Origin of the sequence: Kushneria indalinina DSM 14324 (genome assembly GCF_003385845.1) — a bacterium.
GTDB lineage: Bacteria > Pseudomonadota > Gammaproteobacteria > Pseudomonadales > Halomonadaceae > Kushneria > Kushneria indalinina.
Window position 1 is genome coordinate 574,698 of record NZ_QRDJ01000008.1, and the last position, 22,823, is coordinate 597,520.

General features: G+C 61.4%; 20 protein-coding genes and 1 tRNA gene. 16 read left to right on the plus strand and 5 right to left on the minus strand.

Going from position 1 to position 22,823, the window contains the following annotated elements; translation table 11 throughout:
* The first annotated feature begins 9 nt into the window (after window positions 1–9).
* Together C8D72_RS13580 and C8D72_RS13585 are read left to right on the plus strand one after the other, a co-directional pair.
* Window positions 10–513, plus strand: a complete 504-nt coding sequence (locus C8D72_RS13580) for a tripartite tricarboxylate transporter TctB family protein (RefSeq protein WP_115854955.1) — start codon at window positions 10–12, stop codon at window positions 511–513.
* Window positions 513–2,018 (plus strand): tripartite tricarboxylate transporter permease, encoded by a 1,506-nt coding sequence (locus C8D72_RS13585; protein ID WP_115854956.1) that lies wholly within the window; start codon window positions 513–515, stop codon window positions 2,016–2,018. The genes C8D72_RS13580 and C8D72_RS13585 overlap by 1 nt, the downstream gene beginning before the upstream one ends.
* A gap of 232 nt (window positions 2,019–2,250) precedes the next feature.
* On the opposite strand, the gene C8D72_RS13590 is transcribed toward C8D72_RS13585, so the two are convergent.
* A tRNA-Arg gene (locus C8D72_RS13590) sits at window positions 2,251–2,327 on the minus strand.
* Between the two features lie 74 nt (window positions 2,328–2,401).
* Here C8D72_RS13590 and C8D72_RS13595 point away from each other — a divergent pair.
* Both C8D72_RS13595 and C8D72_RS13600 read left to right on the plus strand, forming a co-directional pair.
* Entirely contained in the window at window positions 2,402–3,172 is a 771-nt protein-coding gene (locus C8D72_RS13595; RefSeq protein WP_115854957.1) for a methyltransferase domain-containing protein, read from the plus strand.
* A 112-nt stretch (window positions 3,173–3,284) separates the two neighbouring features.
* Window positions 3,285–4,259, plus strand: a complete 975-nt coding sequence (locus C8D72_RS13600; protein ID WP_115854958.1) for a class I SAM-dependent methyltransferase — start codon at window positions 3,285–3,287, stop codon at window positions 4,257–4,259.
* Window positions 4,260–4,274: 15 nt separating this feature from the next.
* Here the strand turns inward: C8D72_RS13600 and greB are convergent, their stop codons facing one another.
* Window positions 4,275–4,808: a transcription elongation factor GreB gene (gene greB / locus C8D72_RS13605; protein ID WP_115854959.1), complete on the minus strand. Its 534-nt coding sequence runs from the start codon at window positions 4,806–4,808 to the stop codon at window positions 4,275–4,277.
* Between the two features lie 212 nt (window positions 4,809–5,020).
* Here greB and C8D72_RS13610 point away from each other — a divergent pair, with 212 nt between their 5' ends.
* The 9 genes from C8D72_RS13610 to C8D72_RS13650 all read left to right on the plus strand — a co-directional run bounded on the left by C8D72_RS13610 (window position 5,021) and on the right by C8D72_RS13650 (window position 15,498).
* Entirely contained in the window at window positions 5,021–5,650 is a 630-nt protein-coding gene (locus C8D72_RS13610) for an NUDIX domain-containing protein (RefSeq protein ID WP_115854960.1), read from the plus strand.
* Window positions 5,651–5,654: 4 nt separating this feature from the next.
* Window positions 5,655–6,104 (plus strand): DUF1249 domain-containing protein, encoded by a 450-nt coding sequence (locus C8D72_RS13615; RefSeq protein ID WP_115854961.1) that lies wholly within the window; start codon window positions 5,655–5,657, stop codon window positions 6,102–6,104.
* Between the two features lie 115 nt (window positions 6,105–6,219).
* Window positions 6,220–6,957 carry a phosphodiesterase gene (locus C8D72_RS13620; RefSeq protein WP_115854962.1) on the plus strand — a complete coding sequence of 246 codons (738 nt, stop codon included), beginning with the start codon at window positions 6,220–6,222 and terminating at the stop codon, window positions 6,955–6,957.
* A gap of 209 nt (window positions 6,958–7,166) precedes the next feature.
* Entirely contained in the window at window positions 7,167–8,078 is a 912-nt protein-coding gene (gene cysD / locus C8D72_RS13625) for a sulfate adenylyltransferase subunit CysD (protein WP_115854963.1), read from the plus strand.
* Window positions 8,079–8,085: 7 nt separating this feature from the next.
* Complete coding sequence (cysN, locus tag C8D72_RS13630) at window positions 8,086–9,510, plus strand: sulfate adenylyltransferase subunit CysN (RefSeq protein WP_115854964.1); 1,425 nt, start codon at window positions 8,086–8,088, stop codon at window positions 9,508–9,510.
* Window positions 9,511–9,707: 197 nt separating this feature from the next.
* Window positions 9,708–11,945 carry a 5'/3'-nucleotidase SurE gene (gene surE, locus C8D72_RS13635; RefSeq protein ID WP_115854965.1) on the plus strand — a complete coding sequence of 746 codons (2,238 nt, stop codon included), beginning with the start codon at window positions 9,708–9,710 and terminating at the stop codon, window positions 11,943–11,945.
* A 259-nt stretch (window positions 11,946–12,204) separates the two neighbouring features.
* Entirely contained in the window at window positions 12,205–13,359 is a 1,155-nt protein-coding gene (locus C8D72_RS13640) for a porin (protein WP_115854966.1), read from the plus strand.
* Between the two features lie 76 nt (window positions 13,360–13,435).
* On the plus strand, window positions 13,436–14,938 hold the full coding sequence (locus C8D72_RS13645; RefSeq protein WP_115854967.1) for an Ada metal-binding domain-containing protein: 1,503 nt from the start codon (window positions 13,436–13,438) through the stop codon (window positions 14,936–14,938).
* A complete protein-coding gene (locus C8D72_RS13650; protein ID WP_115854968.1) occupies window positions 14,938–15,498 on the plus strand; it encodes a methylated-DNA--[protein]-cysteine S-methyltransferase in 561 nt (186 codons plus the stop codon). The genes C8D72_RS13645 and C8D72_RS13650 overlap by 1 nt, the downstream gene beginning before the upstream one ends.
* On the opposite strand, the gene C8D72_RS13655 is transcribed toward C8D72_RS13650, so the two are convergent.
* From C8D72_RS13655 to cmoA, 3 genes are all read right to left on the minus strand, one after another.
* The gene (locus tag C8D72_RS13655) at window positions 15,433–16,407 is read right to left on the minus strand and encodes a ChuX/HutX family heme-like substrate-binding protein (RefSeq protein ID WP_170140608.1); all 975 of its coding nucleotides are present in this window, start codon (window positions 16,405–16,407) and stop codon (window positions 15,433–15,435) included. The genes C8D72_RS13650 and C8D72_RS13655 overlap by 66 nt on opposite strands.
* 144 nt (window positions 16,408–16,551) lie before the next feature.
* On the minus strand, window positions 16,552–17,535 hold the full coding sequence (cmoB, locus tag C8D72_RS13660) for a tRNA 5-methoxyuridine(34)/uridine 5-oxyacetic acid(34) synthase CmoB (RefSeq protein WP_115854970.1): 984 nt from the start codon (window positions 17,533–17,535) through the stop codon (window positions 16,552–16,554).
* Window positions 17,536–17,570: 35 nt separating this feature from the next.
* Window positions 17,571–18,305, minus strand: a complete 735-nt coding sequence (cmoA, locus tag C8D72_RS13665) for a carboxy-S-adenosyl-L-methionine synthase CmoA (protein WP_115854971.1) — start codon at window positions 18,303–18,305, stop codon at window positions 17,571–17,573.
* Window positions 18,306–18,493: 188 nt separating this feature from the next.
* On the opposite strand from cmoA, the gene pgi reads away from it, so the two are divergent.
* From pgi to parE, 3 genes are all read left to right on the plus strand, one after another.
* Window positions 18,494–20,137 carry a glucose-6-phosphate isomerase gene (gene pgi / locus C8D72_RS13670; protein WP_115854972.1) on the plus strand — a complete coding sequence of 548 codons (1,644 nt, stop codon included), beginning with the start codon at window positions 18,494–18,496 and terminating at the stop codon, window positions 20,135–20,137.
* Between the two features lie 43 nt (window positions 20,138–20,180).
* Window positions 20,181–20,804 (plus strand): YqiA/YcfP family alpha/beta fold hydrolase, encoded by a 624-nt coding sequence (locus tag C8D72_RS13675; protein WP_115854973.1) that lies wholly within the window; start codon window positions 20,181–20,183, stop codon window positions 20,802–20,804.
* A 138-nt stretch (window positions 20,805–20,942) separates the two neighbouring features.
* Window positions 20,943–22,823 carry a DNA topoisomerase IV subunit B gene (gene parE, locus C8D72_RS13680; RefSeq protein ID WP_115854974.1) on the plus strand — a complete coding sequence of 627 codons (1,881 nt, stop codon included), beginning with the start codon at window positions 20,943–20,945 and terminating at the stop codon, window positions 22,821–22,823.

The window sequence follows — 22,823 nt, forward strand, 5'->3', positions numbered from 1 at the left end:
GAGCGTGCCATGAAAATGCGGTCCTTGAAGGCACTGGCGCCGGTCGACTGGATTTCAGCGCTGGTCATGATCGTATTGGGTCTTGCCGTCGTCGTGGGGGCGCTGGATTACCGCCTCGGGACGGCAGGTCGAATGGGGCCGGGGTTCTATCCCATGCTGCTGGGGGGCCTCATGGTGCTTCTGGGGATGGGCGTTGCCCTCAGGGCGCTTTTCGGGAAAGCCGCTGATTCTACGTCCGAAGACAAGGCTGCCGACGACGCCCGGGAAGAGGCCGCAAACAGCCGGCGTTCTCTTATCTGCGTGCCGCTGTCGATCGCCCTTTTCGGGCTGTTGCTTCAACCGGCAGGACTGATTCCGGCCTGTCTGGCGCTGGTCATCGTGAGTACGCTGGCGGCGCCAACCTTTAGTATCAAACGGCTTGTGGCGCTGTGTATCGGGGTGCCGCTGTTGGTGGTGCTGATCTTTGTGGTCGGGCTCGGCCTGCCCTTCACGCTCATTCGGGGAGTGTGGTAATGGAACTGTTTGCCAACCTCGCGCAGGGAGCGTCGGTGGCGCTGACCTGGTCGGCATTGATGTACTGCTTTCTCGGCGTGTTTCTGGGCATGGTGGTGGGCGTGCTGCCGGGCGTCGGCCCGCTGCCGGCGATCGCCATGCTGCTGCCCATCACGTTTTACATCCCCCAGACCGAAGCCATCATCATGCTGGCGGGGATCTATTACGGTGGTCAGTACGGTGGCTCGACGGCCTCCATTCTTCTCAATCTGCCCGGTACGCCGGCGGCGGCGGTCACGGCGCTGGAAGGCTATCCCATGGCCCAGCAGGGGCGTGCCGGTATTGCGCTTTTTTTGACCGCGATCGCCTCTTTCGTGGGCGGCATCTTCGGCGTTGTTCTGGTAGGCGGATTTGCGCCGTTATTGGCGTCCTTTGCGCTGGAGTTCGGGGCAGCAGAGTATTTCTCGCTGTTGCTGCTGGCACTTATTGGCGCGGCAGCGATTGGCGGCGGGACCTTTCTGCGCTCGTTGTTCATGGTCGTACTCGGTCTGTTTCTGGGCATCGTGGGGCAGGACGTCAACTCCGGACAGTTCCGGTATACCCTGGGCATCCCCTATATGGCTGACGGTCTCAATATCGTGTCTGTGGCCATGGGCCTTTTTGGCGTCTCCGAGGTCATGGCGACAGCGCATCGTCATCGCAGTACTCAAAAGGAGAGCTTCGGACTTCGCAGCATGTTGCCCAGCCGTGACGATATTCGGCGATCTCTGCCTTCCACCGGGCGAGGCTCTGCGCTGGGAGCCGGTTGCGGTGTACTGCCGGGGGCGGGTGCCGCGATGGCTTCTTTTCTGGCCTATGCGCTGGAGCGACGTCTGACCAAAACCCCGGAGCGTTTCGGCAAGGGGGCGGTAGAGGGGCTGACGGCGCCGGAGTCGGCCAACAATGCCGCAGCCCAGGCGGCCTTTATTCCTTCACTGACGCTCGGGGTACCCGGTGACGCCGTGATGGCGGTCATGCTTGGTGCACTGATGATCCACGGTATCGATCCCGGCCCCGGGCTGATTGCCGATCATCCTGATCTCTTCTGGGGGCTGGTCGTCAGCTTTTTGATCGGCAATATGATGTTGCTGGTGCTCAATATCCCGCTGATCGGTCTCTGGACCCGGCTGCTTCAGATCCCTTATTCGGTGCTTTACCCGGCCATACTCACACTGATCTGCATCGGGGTGTACAGCATCAACAGCGCCACGTTCGATATCTTCGTGGTCATGATCTTTGGCCTGATCGGTTATGGTCTGCTGCGTCTGGGCTTTCCCCCGGCACCGTTGATTCTGGGCTTCATCCTGAGCCCGATGCTGGAGGAAAATTTCCGCCGGGCGCTGCTGCTGTCGCGAGGTGACTGGAGTGTCTTTATGACCAGTCCCATCAGCGGCGCTTTTCTCGCGCTCTCGTTTGGTATTCTGGCACTGGCCGTGGCGATGGCCTTCAGAACGGCCGTGAAAGCGCGGCGTGCTGACAGAACATGATGCTGTATCCGTCATGAAGCCTGTTCGGTCAAGGTCAATCGTTTGAACGATAAAGGGCCTGCCCTGCATCCTGATAGTGAATTGCAGGGCAGGCCCTTGCTCTTGTTGAAGTGTCAGCAGCAGACGTAGCCGGATAGAGCGCCAGGGCTCGTCAGCATGGTGCTGAGTGCTGACGCATCTCAAAAAGCAACATCAAAAACGGGGGGAGAAGATAATTCGGAAGGGTAATCGATGGCGCCCCCGTCAGGATTCGAACCTGAGACCTTCCCCTTAGGAGGGGGACGCTCTATCCAGCTGAGCTACGGGGGCGAAGCGGGCGCCATTATAGGGATTTCATGCGTATAGTGAAACCCTGACGCATCAACGCTGCCAATCGAGCCCGCATGAGAGAACGCATCACCACGGACCGCCACTTCAATGGCATGGCCGAGAAGTTTGAAACCTCCCTGTATAACCACTCCCGCGGTCGGCTGCGTCTGGCGCTGTTGACGCGCGCCATCGAGTCTTCCATCCCGATGCAGGGCCAGCCGCTGGTGGATGTCGGGGCGGGCCTGGGGCAGATGTCGCACTGGGCGAACGAGCGCGGCCACCCGGTCACCCTGCTGGAGCCGGCCGAGGATATGCTTGATGCCGCGCGTGAGCGGCTGACGGGTAGCGATGCCCGTTTTCACCAGCATGATCTGCAGAGTCTGCCTGAGGTGGCGCCAGGGCCCTGGCCGCTGATGTTCTGTCACGCCGTGCTGGAGTGGCTGATCGACCCGCAGGCGGCGATCCATCTGCTGGCCGGGCAGCTCGCCCCCGGCGGCTGGCTGTCGCTGATGGTATTCAACGAGGATGCGCTGCGCTTTTCCAACGTGGTGAAGGGCAACCTGCAGAAGGTGCTGGATGATCAGCTGGCGGGCTTTGGCAAGCGCAAGCGCCTGACGCCGATCTCGCCGCTGCGCCATGAGGATGTCGTGCGCTGGCTCGAGGATGCCGGGCTCGAGGTCAGATCGGTGACGGGCATCCGCGTGTTTCATGATTATCTGCGCGAGCGCGACCCGGATGAAGCCACGCTTGAGAGGCTTTTCGAGCTGGAGCACCGCTATTGCCAGCGCGAACCCTACTGGCGCCTGGGGCGCTATCTCCATTACAGCGTTTACCGCCCGAGCTGATATTCTTCATGCCATTCGAGAGATGTGTTCGAAAACGCTCGGACATATACCGTTATCTTTATGGTCCTGTTACAGAACAGGCCGATCACCATTTGAATAGAGCAGGGGATTCATGAGTTTTTCCACGCCCATGGGGCAATTGCTGGATCGACAGTCACCCGCGATCAGGGAAGAGGAGTGGCTGATCGCGCCGCCACTGGATGAAGGGCTTTTGAACGGCGCAAAACGGCGCATCTGGAGTCTGGATCATCTGATTTCTGAGGTCTGGCGCAAGCACGGCCATGAGGTGGTCGAAGGCCTGGCGCCGCCGGAAGGCATGAATGACGCGCTGCTGTTCTGGCCCAAGACCATGGATCTGGGCCGCTGGTGGCTGGATCAGCTCAATGCCTGCTGTGCCCCGAGCAGTACGCTGCGCATCGTCGGCGAGCATCACGGCGGCGGCAAGCGGGTACCGGGCGAGCTTAAAGCGCGGGGCATGTCGCATCAGCGACTGGACAATGCGCGGCGCTGTTCGCTGTATCAGGCCACTACCGTGGCAGAAGACGCCGGCGATCACTGGTCACGCTTCGAGGCGCTGGATCTCACCCTGGTCAGTCACCCGGGCATCTTCGGGCATGGGCGACTGGATGACGGGACAGGCATGCTGCTGGAGGTGCTGCCGACGCTGGAAGGGCAGGTGCTGGATGCCGGCTGCGGTGATGGTGTGATCAGCGCCTGGCTGGCGCGCCAGGGTGCCGAAGTGACCGCGGTGGATATCAACCACCTGGCGCTGGAAGCCACCCGGCGCACGCTGTCGGCCAACGACCTGAAAGGCGAGGTGCTTCCCAGTGACATGCTGGCGGCCGTCGAAGGCCCCTTTGACGCCATCGTCAGCAATCCGGCCTTTCATCAGGAACGCAGCGTGTCGATCGACCCGGCCCGCAAGCTGATCGAGCAGGCCAGCAAGAAGCTCACGCCCAAGGGCGCGCTCTATCTGGTCGCCAACAGCTTTCTGCCCTATATGGATCTGATGAAAAAGCACTTTGGCCGTGTCGAGGTGCTCAGGGAAACCAGCCGCTTCCGGGTTTATCGCGCCAGCCGGCGTTGAGATTCGCCGGCCACGCTAGCGCTCGGCGTAATCGATCTCGGTAATGATGTATGTGGTCGCGCCGCCCGGGGCGTCCACCGTCACCTCGGCGTCCAGCGCCTTGCCGAGCAGGGCGCGGGCCAGCGGCGCATCCACGCTGATCCAGTGCTTCTTGTTGTCGGTCTCGTCGGGGCCGACAATACGAATGCGCATCTCCTCGCCGTCGTCATCTTCCAGCGTCACCCAGGCGCTGAAAAAGACCTTGTTGCGGTCCTCGGGCAGGCGATCGACCACGGTCAGGGCGTCGAGGCGCTTTTGCAGATAAGCGATCCGGGCGATGGTGCCGTTGAGCGCCTTCTTGTTATAGGTGTAGTCGGCGTTTTCACTGCGATCCCCCTGGGCGGCGGCCTCGCCGGTCTTGCGTGACTGCTCGGGGCGGCGCACGCGCACCAGGTGATCGAGCAGGCTTCGCATCGACTCAAACCCTTCGGGCGTGATCAGATCGGTCTTTTTCTCCTGGCGCGGGTCCTTGGCCGGATCGCGCCAGCGGGTCATGTTGCGTCCTTTCATGCAGACAGTGTCCGTATGATGATGGGGCGATTACCATAATCGCCTCGTATTGTGCTGCCAAGGCCATCGCTCGGCGTGATCTTGAAAGTCTCTGGCGCAGCATCCATAACCATGCCCACACTTCTCTTGTCTGGCGCATGCCGTCTCTGCGTTACTGCCGTTCGCCCTGCCTGTCTGGCGCCAGCAGCCTCATCCATTCCAGGGAAAAGCCGATGACGACGAAAGACACGACGCCTGTGCCGCGTTTTAACGAAACCGATGTCGAGCATCTCAAGGACACGCCGCTGCATCGCGGGTTCTTCAATCTTGATCGTGTCGATGTGCGCTATCGCCAGTACCAGGGTGGCTGGAGCGAGACCGTCTCGCGTGAGGTGTTCCGCCATCATGACGCCGTGGGCGTGCTGTTGTATGACGTGGAACGCGATGCGGTGGTGCTGGTCGAACAGTTTCGCGCCGGCGCCATGGGGCGCGCGTTCAGCCCCTGGCTGCTGGAGCCGGCCGCCGGTTTGATCGATTCCGAGGAGTCGTCGGAAGACGTCGCCCGTCGTGAAGTCCTTGAGGAGACCGGGTGTCACGCTCAGAACCTGCTGGAGATTCATCGCTATTTCCCCAGCCCCGGTGCCTGTGATGAGTACATCACGCTGTACTGTGCGCTGGTGGATTCAGGTGATCTGGGCGGCATACATGGGCTTGAAGAGGAGCACGAGGACATCATGGTGCGTGTGCTACCCTTTCGTGATGCCTGGGGATTGCTGGAAGACGGTACCATCAACAATGCCATGTTACTGATTGCGCTGTACTGGCTGGCCCGTGAGCGCCCGGCCCTCAGAGCAAGGAGATAGTCATTTGAGTAGACGAAACGCTTACGTTACCGATCTAAGAACGCTACAGGCCGAGTGTACGGCCAACTTCGTGCGTCTGGATCGGCTGCTGGGCGACACCGTGGCCGGTGAAAGAGTGGAGCTGCCGCTGGCCAGCCATACCGCGCGTTTCGGGACACTGCATCTCGAGGTCGTCGAGCGTGCGCCCTATACGACCGTCGTACGCGTGTTCCAGAGTGGCGTACTCGATGACATGATCGACGCGCCGCGCATGGTGGTGCATCTGTATCACGATGTGCAGATGGCGGAAGTGACCGACTTTCAGCGCAAGCGTCACTTTGAAGGTCGCTATCGCTACCCCAACGCCCATATGCACCAGCCCGATGAGAAGCTGCAGCTCAACCGCTTTCTGGGCGAGTGGCTCGAGCATGGCCTGGCCCACGGCCATGACACGCGCATCTTTGAAACGCCCTGAATCGCGCGGTGCTCATTGCCCTGCAGTCATTCATCCCGGCTCGTGCCTTCCCTGTTTATCATGCCGCTTTATCCCGGCCGCCCCGTGCCGGTGATCCTGTTTCAAGGAGCCTGTCATGCTGATCGTTCAGCTCTCGGACAGCCATCTGTGCGCCGATCCCGCGCAGCGCTATCGCGGCGTTGATGTTCAGGCGCGCCTGAGCTCGATGATGGCACGCGTTGCCGCTTGCCAGCCGGATCTGGTCATCTTAAGCGGTGATGTCAGCGATGACGGCTCGATCGCCTCTTATCAGCGCGCCGCCGAGCAGCTCGATGCGCTCGGCTGTCGCTGGACATGGCTGCCCGGCAATCATGATCATCCCGCCACCATGGCCGAGGTGCGGCCCCTGGAGACGGTCATTCACCTTGACGGCTGGCAGATCGTTCTGCTCGATAGCTGGATCGAGGGGGAGGAGGGCGGCCGGCTGGGCGTTGATCAGCTGGCGCGTCTTGAGGCGCAGCTGGCAGGTGACACCACGCCGACGCTGATTGTGCTGCATCACCCCCCCGTCATCGTGGAAGCGGCCTGGATGAACGAGATCGGTCTTGAAGACCGTGACGCCTTCCGGGCCATACTTGGCCGATACGATCATGTACACGCCGTATTGTGTGGTCACATTCATCATGAGCGGACCTGCCTGCAGGACGGGGTGCCGATCATGTCGGTGCCGGCTGTTGCGGCGCAGTTCGTGCCTGATAGTCCCGATTTTGCCGTCGATGAGCGCGCGCCGGCCGGCTTTCGCCTGATACGCCTGTCCAGCAATGAGACACCGGGGCCTCTGTTATCGAGTCGTGTCGAATACGTTCCGGACTGATCGAGGACACGGTGGGGGTGCTTGCGAGCCACTTTTTATAGCTTAAATGTCTAAAGGAAGAAACGTTGATTCTTTGACGTTATGAAGAGGGCTCGCTAACGTGAGTGCCATCATTATTTGCTCGTGACGCTGTCCTATCGCGAGACACCCTGTTTATAGCGTCATTGCCGTGCGGTGATGGCGTTTGGTCATGAGAGGTTGTGACACGCATGCTTTCTCCCGAGCGGCAAACCCATCTGAAACAGCTCGAAGCCGAGTCGATTCATATCATTCGCGAGGTGGCGGCCGAATTTCGTAACCCCGTCATGCTCTATTCGATCGGCAAGGACTCCTCGGTCATGCTGCATCTGGCGCGCAAGGCGTTCTATCCCGGCACGCCGCCGTTCCCGCTGATGCACGTCAATACCACGTGGAAGTTCCGCGAGATGATCGAGTTTCGTGATCGCATGGCGGCCGAAACCGGCATGGAGCTGATCGAGCACATCAACGAGGAAGGGCGTGAAGCGGGCATCAACCCGTTTGATCACGGCAGCTCCAAGTACACCGATATCATGAAGACCCAGTCGCTTAAGCAGGCGCTGGACAAGTATGGTTTCGATGCCGCCTTCGGCGGGGCCCGTCGTGATGAAGAGGCCTCGCGTGCCAAGGAGCGCGTGTACTCCTTCCGCGATCAGTACCATCGCTGGGATCCGAAAAATCAGCGCCCGGAGCTGTGGAGCCTGTACAACGGCCACATCAACAAGGGTGAGTCGATTCGCGTCTTCCCGCTGTCCAACTGGACCGAGCTGGACATCTGGCAGTACATCTATCTGGAATCGATTCCGATCGTGCCGCTGTACTACTCCGCCAAGCGTCCGGTCGTCGAACGCGACGGCACACTGATCATGGTTGATGACGAGCGCATGCCGCTTAATGAGGGTGAAGTGCCCGACATGAAGTCCGTGCGGTTTAGAACGCTGGGCTGCTATCCCCTGACCGGGGCCGTGGAGTCCGAGGCGGCAACGCTGCCCGACATCATTCAGGAAATGCTCCTGACCCGTACCAGTGAACGCTCCGGGCGCGCCATCGATCACGATCAGGCCGGCTCCATGGAACGCAAGAAACGCGAAGGTTACTTCTGAGGCGCATATGGCACACCAATCATCCCTGATAGCCGAAAACATCGAGGCGTATCTCAAGGAGCATGAAGCCAAGGATCTGCTGCGCTTCATTACCTGCGGGAGCGTCGATGACGGCAAGTCGACCCTGATCGGGCGACTGCTGCACGACTCGAAAATGATCTATGAGGATCAGCTGGCGGCCCTGACGCGGGATTCAAAAACCCGCGGCACCACCGGCGAGCGCGTGGATCTGGCGCTGCTGGTCGACGGTCTTCAGTCCGAACGCGAGCAGGGCATCACCATCGATGTGGCCTATCGCTTCTTCTCGACCGACAAGCGCAAGTTCATCATTGCCGATACGCCCGGCCACGAGCAGTACACCCGCAACATGGCCACCGGTGCTTCCACCGCAAGCCTGGCGGTCATTTTGATCGATGCGCGCTACGGCGTGCAGGTGCAGACGCGCCGCCATAGCTTTATCGCCGATCTGGTGGGTATTCAGCATCTGGTGATCGCGGTCAACAAGATGGACCTGGTCGAGTACTCGCAGGAGCGTTTTGAAGAGATCAAGCGCGACTACCTGAGCTTTGCCGAGAACCTCAAGGCGCCTGATATAACCTTTGTGCCCATGTCGGCGCTGGAAGGCGACAACGTCGTCAACCCGAGCGCCAACATGCCCTGGCACGAGGGCGTGCCCCTGCTGGAGCAGCTTGAAAACGTCGAAATCTCGCGCGACCAGAACCTGACGGATCTGCGCTTTCCGGTGCAGTACGTCAACCGGCCCAATCTGGACTTTCGCGGCTATGCCGGCACCCTGGCGGCCGGTGTCCTGCGCCCGGGCCAGCAGGTGAAAGTGATGCCTTCCGGCAAGCTGTCCACGGTCGAACGACTCGTGACCTTTGATGGTGATCTCGACGAGGCATGGCCCGGTCAGGCCATCACCGTGACGCTCACCGATGAGGTGGATATCTCACGCGGTGACTGGCTGGTGGCGGCCGATACCGAACTGCCGATGTCCAATGCCTTTGTCGCCGACATTGTCTGGATGAACGAGCGGGAAATGACTCCCGGTCGCGGCTACGATTTCAAGCTGGCCACCCGCGATGTCAGCGGCCAGATCAGTGCCATCGACTACGGCATCGATGTGAACACGCTGGAGCATCATGACGCCGAGCAGCTGGCCCTCAACGAGATCGGTCGCTGTCAGGTCACGCTGACCCAGTCCGTGCCGGTGGATGCCTATGACACCAGCCCCGGTACCGGCAGCTTCATCGTGATTGACCGGCTGACCAATCTGACGGTAGGTGCCGGCATGATCCGCAAGGCGACCGACAGCACCGAAGGCAGCGGTAGCGTCGATTGGCAGGCCTTTGAGGTCGAGCTCAACGACCTGATCCGTCGCCACTTCCCGCACTGGGAAGCGAAGGACGTCCGCGACATCTTCAAGCGCTGAGTCCGCTGTCAGTGATCGATCCACGCCCGGCCCTGTGCCGGGCGTTTTTGTATGCCTGCATTCTGATGGCGCGCCGTTTTCAATTTGTTGCATTACTTTACCCGGTTTGACCTTTCTGACATCCAAACGCCATCTGTTAAGCCAAAAATAAGAGATCGGGCAATGGGCCCTGTTCGGATCAGTGAGGAAGACAGGAAATGGCACTCGATATTTTGTTGACCAATGACGACGGTTACGAAGCCCCCGGTATCCAGTCGTTGCATGAAGCCCTGAGCGCTGCCGGTCACAACGTGACGGTCGCTGCCCCCAGGGTAAATCAGAGCGCACAGGGCAGTTCACTGGGCGGCGAAGAGGCGCTGTCATCCGATATCGCTGTGACGCAGTACGATGACGCCGGCAACTACTGGATTGATGGGCGCCCCGCCGTGGCCGTGGATACGGCACTCGATGCACTGCTTGCCGATCAGCATTTCGATCTGGTCGTGTCGGGTACCAACAAGGGCGAGAACATCGGTACCAGCGAGAACATCTCTGGCACCGTCAATGGCGCCATGGCCGGTCTCAAACATGGCCTGCCGGCGATCGCCGTGTCGGCTGCCGCCGACGAGGCCGGTGATGCCGGGTTCGTCAACGCAGCGGCCTATACCGTTGATCTGCTGCAGCGCCTTGAAGATCAGCAGCAGGACGGGCAGCCGCTGCTGCCGGAGGGCACGGGGCTTTCCGTCAATGTGCCGGAAGGCGATATTGATGGCGCCGTACTCACCGAAATTACCCGCAAATCGAGCACCGAATTTCCCATTACCGAAAACGAGGACGGCACCTACGGCTCGCAGGCCATTGAGCAGCAGAGCTCGGGCGGACTGTTCAACGAAGGCGATCAGTTCCTGGACGGCAACATTACCGTTTCCGCCATCGATGGCAATTGGGGTGCCAACGAGCAGGCACGCAGCGCGCTGGAAACACGTCTGGAAGAATTGCTCTCCGATGGCGTGGCGCCTGCCGGTGATCATGCGCCGCTCAACATCATGCTGGTCAACGATGGCGGTTACGAGGCGCAGGGACTGACCACCACGCGCGAGGCGCTGCAGGACGCCGGCTATGATGTCACGGTGGTGGCACCGACCGACAGCCAGCAGGCGACCGGCAGTGCGCTGACGCTGGGCAGTTTCGAGGTCACCGAGTACGAGGCCGGCTATCACGTGGACGCCACCCCCAGTACCACGGTCTATACCGGCCTGGATGCCCTGCTGACGGGTGCCGATCAGCCGGATCTGATCGTCTCCGGCGTGGATGACGGCGCCAGTGTTGGCCTCCAGGCCAGCAGTTCGGGAACGCTGGGAGCCGCCGTGGCCTCGGTATTCAACTACGATATTCCGGCGATTGCCGTCTCGGCGGGCACCGATGACAGCGGCGACGTGCCGGACGGGCTGTATGACACCAGCGCCGATTTTCTGGTGAACGTCATCGGTGATCTGCAGGCCACTCAGGCAGGCAACGGCAGCCAGCTGCTGCCGCAGGGCGAAGGGCTCAGCATCAATGTGCCCCTTGATGCCAATTCGGCTGATTTTGCCTTTACCCTGCCGGATGCCGCCAATGACGGTCAGCGCCACATCGTGGACAACGGTGAAGGCGGCTATCGCTATGAGATCGACGCGCCCGTCAATACCGATAACGCGTGGTCCGAAGGCACCCATTACAATCAGGGCGAGATTACCCTCACGCCCATCGATGGCAGCTATCAGGCGGATGATGCCATCACCCTGGAAATGGGCGATCTGCTGGGGATGGAGTATGGGCGGGTCAATGACTGGTCAGCCGAGGCAGACAATTCTGACGCCACGCCGATGCCCGGGCATGACCAGGGCAGCGATCTGTCGCTGATTGGCGGGCTCGAGGATCTCTTCCAGGATGTGACTGCCGGCATCGGTCAGCTTGTGGCGCAGCTGGGCACGCCGGGGGCGGGCAATGTCCATTCTCAGCATACCAGTCTTGAATGGAGCTCGGGTCCCCAGCACCAGGCCATCAGCTTCAGCGACGAGCAGTATCACCGCGATGCCATGAGCGAGGCCTTCTCCAGCCAGAATGCTGACTATAGCGCTGGAACCTTCGGTCAGATGTTCGAGCAGAGTTCGTTTGCCACCGCGCGGGACGTGTTCGGCCGGTCGGATGGCCAGCAGTCACATGATGTCTGGCACAGCGATGTCTCACCGTTCAGCGATGTCTCCCCGTTCAGCAATGTCTCCCCGTTCGGCAATGACACCGCTCTGGCATTTTCCGCACAGGATGACATGCTGGCGGCCCTGTCGGGCGGTAACGACGCCACGATCGAGGCACCAATGGTCATGCCGGACATGATGTCCGCCATGGAAGCCGGCCAGCCGATGCTGACCGGGCTAAGCGATCAGATGCCGTCCACGGAGTTTTTCATGGGCTAGTAGCCGACAGGTACGTCGATATAAAAACGTCTCGCGCCATCCGCGAGACGTTTTTTATGGTGATTATTCCACCGACAGGGCAGGGCACTGACCGGGGCATCAGCGTGAACGGCAGAGCGCATCGGCTCAAAGCACATTGTCTTAAGTTATTTTTCAAACAGTAGCGTTATCTCATTATACTTCCATTGCCTTTCATGCCGTCAGACAGCGTGCGCCCTGTTCTGCGCGGCGTTTTTTATCGTATTGACCAGGACTTGACATGAATATCGGGAAGGGGCAGCGCGCACTTTGGGTGATGACAGGGAGCCTGGCGCTGGCGCAGGCAGGTGCTGCCCGGGCAGAAGTCACGCTGTTATCGCCTGACGATCAGCCCCGGGGCCCACTTGATCGGGTAGAGGTCCAGGTCGGCGGCAGCATCAGGGCGCAGTATTTCAATGAAACGGGCGGTACGGATGACGGCAGCTACAAGCACCGCGGTTACGATGGCGGCACGCGCTTTCGCCTGCACGTCGACTACCACTTAAGTGATGACCTGACGCTTCTAAGCTATGGCGAGCTGGGCGTGAATACGCCCAAGGTCATGGGCTGGCATGATCACTATGACCGCAGCAGCCCGGACAGCGCGACCACCCGCCGACAGGTCTATTTCGGCTTTGAAAGCGACCGTTATGGTCGACTGACCGCCGGCAAGCAGAACAGCGTCTACTACGACACCGTCGGCGTGAGCACGGACGTCTGGGATTACAACATGTTTGCCCAGGCATCAGGGGTCGGGATAGATGGCAGCCATGACGGCTCCTATCGTGCCCGCAAGAGCCTTCGCTACTCCAACGGCACCGAGGATTTCACGGTCTTTGCCGGCTGGCTGTTTCCCGACGACGATCTTCATCTGAACAATGATCCGTATGACTACCGCCGCCGTACCGGGGCGTCAATCGGCTTTCGGTGGCATCTGACCGATGATCTGACGATGGGCGCGGCCTACGCCAATACGTCGGCCGAGCTCAAGGGCGAGGGCGACCAGCAATCCTTTCGACAGCAGCTGACCGGCAGCTCCCTGACCTGGACGGGCGGCAACTGGTATCTCGCCGTGGGCGCCGGCTACTACGATAATTTCGTGCCGGACCCCACGGGCGGGTTCGATGACTATTTTGCCAGCGATGCCTACGGGGTGGAGTACATCGCCCGCTACAGCTTCCAGCTCGATAACGACTGGGTGCAGAGCATCAAGCCCTTTCTCGCCGGCGACCGCTTGAAGCGCATGGGCAGCGCCGACTCCCAGACCAACCATCAGGTGCTGGGGGTGACCACCCAGTTCAACCACGGCTTTCGCCTCGATCTTGAGCGAATATTTGCCAATACCTCGGACAGCGAGCCCGACTCGGTGCTGGCCAGACTTCGCTACGACTTCTGATTACGGCCATGCGTAGCGCCAGCCACATGTCCGCAAACGGCGAGTCGTGTGCAGCCATACCAGATATATTGGGGGCATGAACCTTGCTCCCGATGTCTGCTATCAGGCCCTGGCCTCGCGCGATCGTCGCTTTGACGGTCAGTTTGTTGTCGGCGTGACCTCGACCGGCATCTACTGCCGGCCGATCTGTCGCGTGCGCTGCCCGAAGCCTGACAACTGCCGCTTCTTTACCCACCCGGCCGCCGCCGAGCAGGCCGGATTTCGCCCGTGTCTGCGCTGCCGGCCGGAGCTGGCACCAAGGCTTTCGATGATGGACGCCACCGACCAGCTCGCGCAGGCGGCGATGGTCATGATCGCCAACGGTTTCCTGGATCACGACAGCAGCGCCGCACTGGCGGGTCGAATCGGCGTCAGCGAGCGCCATCTGCGGCGCCTGTTCAGGGCCTCGTTCGGCGTCACCATGCCGGAGGTAGCCAGAACCCGGCGTCTGCTGCTGGCCAAGCGACTGCTGAGCGATACCGACCTGCCCGTCGGCGAAGTCGCTCTCGCGGCCGGTTTTGGCAGTCAGCGCCGCCTGAACGCGCTGTTTCAAACCTTTTATCGCCTGTCGCCGAGTCGCCTGCGTCGCGCCGGGTCGACGGGTGCGCAGGCCGCGCCGATCACGCTGGCGCTGGCCTATCAGCCGCCGCTGGACTGGACGGCGATGCTCGACTTTCTGGCCGCCCGCCAGATTGAGGGGCTTGAGCGGATTGAGGCCGGGTGCTGGCAGCGCAGTATTCTGATCGAGAAGGCAGGCAGTGCCGGCATGGTGCGTCATGCCGGCTGGATATCGGTTACGCACACCGCACCGGGGCAGCTGGCGCTGACCCTGCCGGTCACGCTGGTGCCGGTCATGGCTGAGGTGCTGCGCACCGTGCGTCACCTGTTTGATCTGGATGCGCCCATGCCACTGATCGAGGCGCACCTGAAGGCACTGGGCCCGACAGGGGCCGGTATTCGGGTGCCCGGGGCGGTGACCGGGTTTGAAATGGCGGTGCGCGCCATCGTCGGCCAGCAGATCACGACCCAACGGGCGCGTCGGGTACTGGCCGCACTGGTGGCGCAGTTCGGCGAGCCGCTCGCCGGTTCGCCGGGCGTCTACCTTTTCCCTTCACCGGCAATGCTCGCCGCGCAGCCGTTTGATGCCCTGATCGCACTGGGGCTTTTGCGCATCCGCGCCGAGGCGATCATCGCTGTCGCCTGGGCGCTGCTGGACAATACGCTGCAGCTGTCCCCGGGCGCGCCGGTGGCGGCGAACATGAAAAGCCTGCGAGACATTCGTGGCATCGGCGACTGGACGGCGCAATATATCGCCATGCGAGCGCTGGCCTGGCCGGATGCCTTTCCGGCAGGCGATCTGGTGCTCAAGAGAGCACTTGGATGTAGCAGTGCCGGTGAAGCGGCAAAGTGTGCGGAGGGCTGGTCACCGTGGCGCGCCTATGGCGCCATTCGCCTCTGGCAGTCGGCGTCATCGGGCGCCATTCAAAAGGGGAAGGGGGATGAAGCAGTGCCTGCCCCGTTAAACGAGGAGCCAACGTGATGATTGAACATGCCGTCATGCCCTCCGCGCTGGGCGATATCGTGCTGCGCGCCGAATCGGATCACCTGACCGGGGTTTTCTTTCACGATCAGAAGCATTTCCCGCCGTCGGCACGCGGGCCCATGGCGACGGCAGAAGAAAGCCGTTCGAGGGTGATTCGTCAGACCTGCGAGGCGCTCAAGGCGTATCTTGCCGGGGCGCGCCAGCGCTTTGATCTGCCGCTGTCGCTGCCGGGCAGCCCCTTTCAGCAACGCGTCTGGCAGCGCCTTGATGAGATCGAATTTGGCGAGGTGCTGACCTACGGCGCGCTGGCGCACTCGCTCGGTCTGTCGCGGGGGCATGCGCGTGCGGTGGGCAGTGCGGTCGGGCGCAATCCGGTATCGATCATCGTGCCCTGTCATCGCGTACTGGCCGGCAATGGTACGCTCAACGGCTATGCCGGCGGGCTTGAGCGCAAGGCCCACCTGCTGGCACTGGAGGGCCGCCCGGAAGGGTCAGCCGGTCTCCGCCAGGTCGAGGGCAAGCATCATCTCACCCCTGGTGTCGAAGGCTTCCAGTGAAGTGCCCGGGCCTTCAACGCCGGGCCGAGTGACCTGCCAGACCTCATGCAGGGCGCTACTGTCGAAGGAGATGGTCAGTTGATCGCTTTCAAGGATCAAAACGCCGCGACGTCCCTGGTGGAAATGCCTGAAACAGGCGTGATGGTGATGGGCGCCGCCGCCGTGGACCAGACTGACCTGGCTGGGCTGTGTGCTTCGACAGGTGCCCGCCAGGGTCATGATGAAGCGCTCGGGTGCCATGGACGTGCTGAAATGCCCCGCGACGGCGCGATTGGCTTCCACGCGCCGCAGGTGATGGCGCGACAGCAGCCGCGAGAAATCCTCACCCCCACGCATCTCTTCCCATGCCTTGAGCAGTGCCGGGCGGTGGCCCCTGGTACAGACGTTGGCGATATCGATACGGTGGGTAAAGCGGGGGCTTTTCAGTGCGGCGAAGTGCTCAAGCAGTTTCCAGCCTGGGGCCTCGGGCGTCAGGCCGTAAAGCTGGTGCAGCACATGACCGAAACGGTCGAACACCTGCAGGCAGGGCACCTTCTGAGCCGCAGGTGTGGGTCGCTCCTGCGACAGGCAGACCCAGTACCATGAGGGCAGTAACAGCTGCATGGCCAGCGACTTTTGATCGCGGATGCTGGCATGGTGCTGATCGGCGTCAATGCGACAGCCCTCAAGACGGCTCGACAGCGCGGCATGCGAGGTCCGGGTGACCATCTGCACCTGACCCAGCTGCGGCAGCATCATGACCAGATCACAGGGGGTCAGTGCCAGCGAATGCACGCCCCGGCCCAGACGTGAGGCCTGAATCTCCCCTTCACTGCAGTCGAGCAGGGCGGCCAGCGTGCGACACTCCATGTGCGGCGCACGCTGGCGGGTTTCTTCAAAGGCTTCAAACAGGACGTTGGCCTGGCACATGGGACAGCCCTCGCAGCGTGACGGATCAATGTAACATGTATTGTTAATGATAACCATTTACATCAAGGCATCAAGCACAAAAATGCCCCGACCTTTAACGAATGGCGGGGCCGTGTGTCGACGTTTGAAAAATCCCGAGGGATCTCAGGGTTTTTGGGCGATCACCACGGCGCGTCGAGGCGCCGGATAGCCTTCGATCGTACGGCTCGGGTCCTCGGGGTCGAGAAAATCGGCCAGTGATTGAAAGGTCATCCATTCGGTCGCGCGCTGCTCGTCGAGTGTGGTATCGGCCTCATCGACCACGCGCGGGCTGTCAAAGCCCACACGCGACAGCCAGTGCATGAGGGCCTTTGAGGAGGGCAGAAACCAGACGTTAGGCATTTGGGCATAGCGCTCACCCGGCACCAGCACCTGATGCTCGTCGCCTTCCACCACCAGGGTTTCGAGCACCAGCTCACCGCCCGGGCGCAGCGTGTCATACAGCTCGCGCAGATGATCGATGGGCGAGCGGCGGTGATAGAGTACGCCCATGGAAAAGACCGTGTCGAAGGCAGCAAGATTGGGCGGCACTTCCTCGATACCGACCGGCAGAAAGTGCACGTTGGCCCCGGCGTCACCAATGAAGTGACGCATGGCGTGAAACTGCCAGTAAAAGCGCGGTGAGGGGTCGATCACCAGCACAAAGCCGGCGCCGGCGCCCGCCATGCGCCAGCCGTGATAGCCGTTGCCGCCGCCGACATCGAGCACGCGCCGACCGGTAAGATTACTCAAGTGAGGCGCGATGCGCTGCCACTTCCAGTCAGAGCGCCATTCGGTATCGATGGTGATATCACCGATGCGATAGGGGCCCTTGCGCCAGGGGGCCAGAATCTTCAAAAGATTGTCACACTGCCGGCGGCTGGCATCATCCATCGCCACCTCTACGCTTACGGTGTCCTGCGTCAGATGCACGTCCTGCACCTCAAGGGCGGGCAGACGTCTGACGGCGCGCTCCCATGCAGGCAAATCGCCAAAGCGCTGACGGTCAAGACCGCGGGCGAGCTGCTCGGGCAGGCGGGCAAGCCAGCTTTCCAGGCCCTGCTCGAGAAAGGCGTGATAGAGGGGAAGGTGGCGCTCATCAATCGACATGCAGGGGTCCGGCTGTGCAGGGAAGTGGAGAGAAACTACTTGAAGGCCAGTATCGAGGCAAAGTTGAGATACTGAAACCAGGTGTCATGCTGCGTGAAGCCGGTGCGCCTCAGGCGCTCGTGATGCGTGGACAGCCGGTCCGGAATCATGACCTCCTCCAACGCCGTACGCTTCTGGCTGATCTCGAGATCCGAGTAGCCGTTGGCACGCTTGAAGTCATGATGCAGATCGATCAAGAGCTGTTCCTGCCCCGGTTCGCCCAGAATCTTTTCCGACAGCAGCAGCACCCCGCCCGGGGTGAGCGCGTCATACAATCGTTTGATGACATGGTCACGCTCGCTCGGGTCAAGAAACTGTAACGTAAAATTGACCATGATCATGCCGGCCGCAGGCAGCGGGCAGTCACGAATATCGCCCTGAAGGACCTCGATGTGGTGTTCGGGGGCCTGCTGTGTGAGCAGGCCGCGGGCCTTCTCCACCATGGGTTGTGAGAGATCAATGGCCTGCAGGGTGAAGGCATCGGGAACCAGACGCTGGCAGATGGACAGTGTTGAGGCCCCCAGTGAGCAGCCCAGATCCAGGATATGGGCGTCGGGGCTCAGGTGGCGTGCGGCAATGACACCGGCCATGCTGGTAATCTGGGCATAGCCTGGTACCGAGCGGCGAATCATGTCGGGAAAGCAGTCGACCACGCGCTCGTCAAAGGAGAAGTCAGCGACCTGATCCAGCGGTGTCGAAAAAAGGGCGTCGCGTCGGGAGGCGTCGGTCATCGGGGTACCCACGATCTATCAGGCTCTGAAGGAGGTTGTTCGGTCATGCAGACAGTGGTCTGATAGAGACCCGCTGCGTGTCGGACACGCCATCTGCCAGAATGAACATCGAACAGGGGCGGTCTTCATGGCCGACCATGTTACGCTTTGAGCATTAAAGCTGCACCTATCACGGAGGAAGAGCAAGGATGTCGATTCGTCACAACAAGGCCTGGAAGGCGCTGGAAAGTCATCGCGATGCGATGCGCGATGTGCATCTCTCGACCCTGTTTGAGCAGGATGGGCGTTTTGACGCCTTCTCCCGTCAGGCAGCCGGGCTGACCCTTGATTTCTCCAAGCAGCGCATTCGCCGCGAAACGCTGGATCTGCTGCTGGACCTGGCTCGTGAAGCGAAGGTGGAAGACGCCGTTGAGCGCCTGCTCTCCGGGCGTCGCGTCAACCTGACGGAAGATCGCCCGGCGCTGCATACGGCGCTGCGTCTGCCGCAGGGCGGCGAGTTCCATGTCGAGGGTGAAGACGTTCAGGCCGGCGTCCATGACAGCCTGGATCGCATGCAGCAGATGGTCGACAAGCTTCAGGCCGGTCAGTGGCGTGGCGTCAACGGCCGTGCCATCAAGCAGGTCATTAACCTGGGCGTCGGCGGTTCCGACCTCGGCCCGCTGATGGTCGTCAAGGGGCTGGAAGACGCCTTTGTATCTCCCAATGCGCTGGATGTTCACTTTGCCTCCACCATTGACGGTTCCCAGCTGGCCGAGCTTTTGCCGACGCTGGACGCCGACGAGACGCTGTTCATCTACTCCTCCAAGTCGTTTGGCACCATCGATACGTCGGCCAATGCCTATACGGCGCTGGCCTGGCTTGCCGAGCAGACCGGTGGCGATATCGAGCGCCTCAAGCGCCATCACTTCATCGGGGTGTCCACCAAACCCGAGAAAATGACCGAGTGGGGCATCGCGCCGGATCACCAGCTGCTGTTCTGGGACTGGGTCGGCGGACGCTACTCCTTCTGGAGCGCCATCGGTCTGCCGATTGCCATTCGTCTGGGCATGGACAATTTCCGCCGCCTGCTCGCCGGGGGCCATGCCATGGATGAGCACTTTGCCTCGGCACCGCTGGAAGAGAATCTGCCGGTGCTGTTTGCGCTGCTGGGCATCTGGAACACCAACTTCCTCGACATCGAATCGCTGGCGGTGCTGCCCTACGACGGCCGTCTCAAGCATCTGCCGGGCTATCTTCAGCAGCTCGAGATGGAGTCCAACGGCAAGTCCTCGACCAACGAGGGCGAAAAGGTCGACTACAACACCTGTCCGATTCTGTGGGGTGAGATCGGTCCCAACGGTCAGCACGCCTTCTATCAGCTGCTTCATCAGGGCACCCGTTCGGTGGCCTGTGATTTCATTGCGCCCATCAAGCGCTATGATCACATCGAAAGTGCGCCGGTGCGTGAAAGTCTCGAGCGTCAGCATCGTTTGTCACTGGCCAACTGCTTTGCCCAGTCCCGCGTTCTGATGCTGGGTGATGACGCCATTGAGAGCTCTGAGACGCCGCCGGCGCACAAGCGCTATGCCGGCAATCAGCCTTCGTCGACCCTGTTGTTCGAGTCGCTGTCGCCGGAATCGCTGGGCGCGTTGGTCGCCCTTTATGAGCACAAGGTTTATGTGCAGGGCGCCATCTGGGATATCGACTCGTTCGATCAGTGGGGCGTGGAACTTGGCAAGAAGATCGCCAATGAAACGGCCGATATTCTGGAAAGCGGGCAGGGTGCCGACAGGCTGGACGACTCGAGCCGTCATCTGATCGAGACCGTGCTTGGCCAGCGTGGCAGTGCTTAAAAATGGCTGTTTATTTATACAGTAATTGCGTTATGCTGATGTCATGAATGATCACGCCAATGCCGTCGACAACGTGCTCTATCTGCACGGTTTTAACAGCCACCCCGGTTCGGCCAAGGCCGAGCTGACACGTCGGGCCTGCGAGCAGGCCCGGCCGCGACCGCGCTTTATCGCCCCGGCGCTGTCACACCATCCCGGCCCTGCCTGGCAGACGGCGCGCGAGGTCATGAGCACGCTGACCGGGCGCACCATGGTGATCGGCAGCTCCATGGGCGGCTTCCTCGCCATGGGGCTTGCCCGTACCCATGATGTGGCGCGGGTGGTACTCATCAATCCGGCCGTTGATCCACTGCGTATCGCGCTGGAGCGCATGGGCGCCGAGATCGAGCACGTCGAGACCGGTGAGATGTTTGTGATCGATGAAAGCTACGCTGATGCCCTGCGCGAGCAGCAGGCCGAGGTGGTCAACACCGACCGTTTTCTGGTGCTGCTGGGCAGCGAGGATGAAATCCTTGATTACCGTCAGGCGCTGGAGATGCTGGAAGGCAGCCGGTTTGTGGTCAATGAAGGTGATGATCACGGCCTGAGCCGGTATCCTGAGCTGCTATCGACAGTGCTGGCCCATGGCGGCCTGACGCTGCCGGAAGATTTCAACCCCGTACCCTAGGCGCCAGCGGCACCGTGGCATTGGCGTAATGGGTCGGATCTCCCATCCGACCCGTTGCGCCAGCGCTGATTGTTCCAGAGAGCCCCTTCGGCGCTTGACGATGAGCGCTTCTCGTTCATTTCTGACGCGATTTCATGTATGACTCAGTACAGTGCCAGTTCCATCGAGGTGCTTTCCGGTCTTGAACCGGTTCGAAAGCGCCCCGGTATGTATACCGATACCACCCGGCCCAACCACCTCGTACAGGAGGTGGTGGACAACAGCGTTGATGAAGCGCTGGCCGGTCACGCAAAAAAGATCAGCGTGCATCTTCGCGAGGATGGCGCCATTGAAGTGGTCGATGACGGCCGCGGCATGCCCATCGATATCCACCCAGAACACGGGGTGTCCGGGATCGAGCTGATCCTGACCCGCCTGCACGCCGGCGGCAAGTTCTCCCAGTCCAGCTATCGCTTCTCGGGCGGGCTGCACGGTGTGGGGGTGTCGGTCGTCAACGCCCTCTCCGAGCGCCTGGAAGTAGAGGTCTGCAAGGGCGGCAAGCGATATCGCACCGCCTTTGCCTTCGGCGAAAAGATCGAAGAGCTGGCCGTCATCGGCGACTGTCCGAAAAAGGCCAGTGGCACGACGGTGCGCTTCTGGCCGGAAGTGGCCTATTTTGACAGCCCCAACGTCTCCGTGGCGCGGCTGTCGCACCTGCTGCGCGCCAAGGCGGTGCTTTGCCCGGGGCTTGAGGTCAGGCTGGTGGAAAGCAGCGGCAACGTCAGCACCTGGTATTACGAGGACGGGCTGCGCGACTACCTTGCCCAGTCCACTGACGGTTTCGAGCCGCTGCCGGCCTCACCCTTTGTGGGCGCCTTTGAAGACGACGAGCACAGCGTCGACTGGGCGATCCAGTGGCTGCCCGAAGGCGGCGAAGCGCTGGTCGAGTCCTATGTCAACCTGATTCCCACCACCCTGGGCGGCACCCACGTCAACGGGTTTCGCACCGGCCTTCTGGACGCGCTGCGAGAGTTCTGTGACTACCGCAGTCTGCTGCCGCGTAACGTCAAGATTTCGGGGGAGGACCTCTGGGAGCGCGTGGCCTTTGTGCTCTCGATCAAGATGTTCGAGCCGCAGTTTGCCGGCCAGACCAAGGAGCGTCTCTCCTCGCGTGCGGTGGCCGGTTTTGTGTCTGCCGTCGTCAAGGATGCCTTTTCGCTGTGGCTCAACGAGCACACCGCCCAGGCCGAACAGCTGGCGGAGCTTGTCATCAGCGCCGCCCAGCGTCGTCAGCGCTCCTCGAAAAAGGTCGCGCGCAAGAAGGTGACGCAGGGGCCGGCGCTGCCGGGAAAGCTGGCGGACTGTTCCAGCCAGGACCCCACGGTCGGTGAGCTGTTTCTGGTCGAGGGCGACTCGGCCGGCGGCAGTGCCAAGCAGGCGCGCAACCGCGAAACCCAAGCGATCCTGCCGCTCAAGGGCAAGATCATGAACACCTGGGAGGTCGACTCCCAGGAGGTGCTGGGCTCTCAGGAGATTCACGATATCGCGGTGGCGCTCGGAATGGACCCGGGCAGCGATAATCTGGAGCGCCTGCGCTACCACAAGATCTGCATTCTGGCCGATGCCGACTCCGACGGGCTGCACATCGCCACGCTGCTGTGTGCCCTCTTTGTGCGTCACTTCCCGTCGCTGGTCGATGCCGGCCACGTGTTTGTGGCCATGCCGCCGCTGTATCGCATCGATCTGGGCAAGGAGGTGCAGTACGCCCTGGACGAGAGCGAGAAGGCGGCCATTCTCAAAAAGCTTGCCAGCCGTCGAGGCACGCCCAATGTGCAGCGCTTCAAGGGGCTGGGGGAGATGAGCCCGGTACAGCTTCGCGAGACCACCATGGCGCCGGATACGCGCCGGCTGGTGCAGCTGACCCGCGAAGCCGGCGACGACACTCTGGAGCTGATGGACATGCTGCTGGCCAAAAAGCGCGCCGGTGATCGGCGCGGCTGGCTGGAGCGTTATGGCAATATGGCTGAGGTAGACGTCTGA

Bases quoted from the DNA above. Each gene is read 5' to 3' on its own strand.
- C8D72_RS13655 (WP_170140608.1), bottom strand. From the start codon at position 16,407: ATGTGCCAGGCCAACGTCCTGTTTGAAGCCTTTGAAGAAACCCGCCAG.
- C8D72_RS13600 (WP_115854958.1), top strand. From the start codon at position 3,285: ATGAGTTTTTCCACGCCCATGGGGCAATTGCTGGATCGACAGTCACCC.
- cmoB (WP_115854970.1), bottom strand. From the start codon at position 17,535: ATGTCGATTGATGAGCGCCACCTTCCCCTCTATCACGCCTTTCTCGAG.
- C8D72_RS13640 (WP_115854966.1), top strand. From the start codon at position 12,205: ATGAATATCGGGAAGGGGCAGCGCGCACTTTGGGTGATGACAGGGAGC.
- cmoA (WP_115854971.1), bottom strand. From the start codon at position 18,305: ATGACCGACGCCTCCCGACGCGACGCCCTTTTTTCGACACCGCTGGAT.
- C8D72_RS13580 (WP_115854955.1), top strand. From the start codon at position 10: ATGAAAATGCGGTCCTTGAAGGCACTGGCGCCGGTCGACTGGATTTCA.
- surE (WP_115854965.1), top strand. From the start codon at position 9,708: ATGGCACTCGATATTTTGTTGACCAATGACGACGGTTACGAAGCCCCC.
- C8D72_RS13645 (WP_115854967.1), top strand. From the start codon at position 13,436: ATGAACCTTGCTCCCGATGTCTGCTATCAGGCCCTGGCCTCGCGCGAT.
- C8D72_RS13650 (WP_115854968.1), top strand. From the start codon at position 14,938: ATGATTGAACATGCCGTCATGCCCTCCGCGCTGGGCGATATCGTGCTG.
- greB (WP_115854959.1), bottom strand. From the start codon at position 4,808: ATGAAAGGACGCAACATGACCCGCTGGCGCGATCCGGCCAAGGACCCG.
- C8D72_RS13585 (WP_115854956.1), top strand. From the start codon at position 513: ATGGAACTGTTTGCCAACCTCGCGCAGGGAGCGTCGGTGGCGCTGACC.
- pgi (WP_115854972.1), top strand. From the start codon at position 18,494: ATGTCGATTCGTCACAACAAGGCCTGGAAGGCGCTGGAAAGTCATCGC.
- C8D72_RS13610 (WP_115854960.1), top strand. From the start codon at position 5,021: ATGACGACGAAAGACACGACGCCTGTGCCGCGTTTTAACGAAACCGAT.
- parE (WP_115854974.1), top strand. From the start codon at position 20,943: ATGACTCAGTACAGTGCCAGTTCCATCGAGGTGCTTTCCGGTCTTGAA.
- C8D72_RS13620 (WP_115854962.1), top strand. From the start codon at position 6,220: ATGCTGATCGTTCAGCTCTCGGACAGCCATCTGTGCGCCGATCCCGCG.
- C8D72_RS13595 (WP_115854957.1), top strand. From the start codon at position 2,402: ATGAGAGAACGCATCACCACGGACCGCCACTTCAATGGCATGGCCGAG.
- cysN (WP_115854964.1), top strand. From the start codon at position 8,086: ATGGCACACCAATCATCCCTGATAGCCGAAAACATCGAGGCGTATCTC.
- C8D72_RS13675 (WP_115854973.1), top strand. From the start codon at position 20,181: ATGAATGATCACGCCAATGCCGTCGACAACGTGCTCTATCTGCACGGT.
- cysD (WP_115854963.1), top strand. From the start codon at position 7,167: ATGCTTTCTCCCGAGCGGCAAACCCATCTGAAACAGCTCGAAGCCGAG.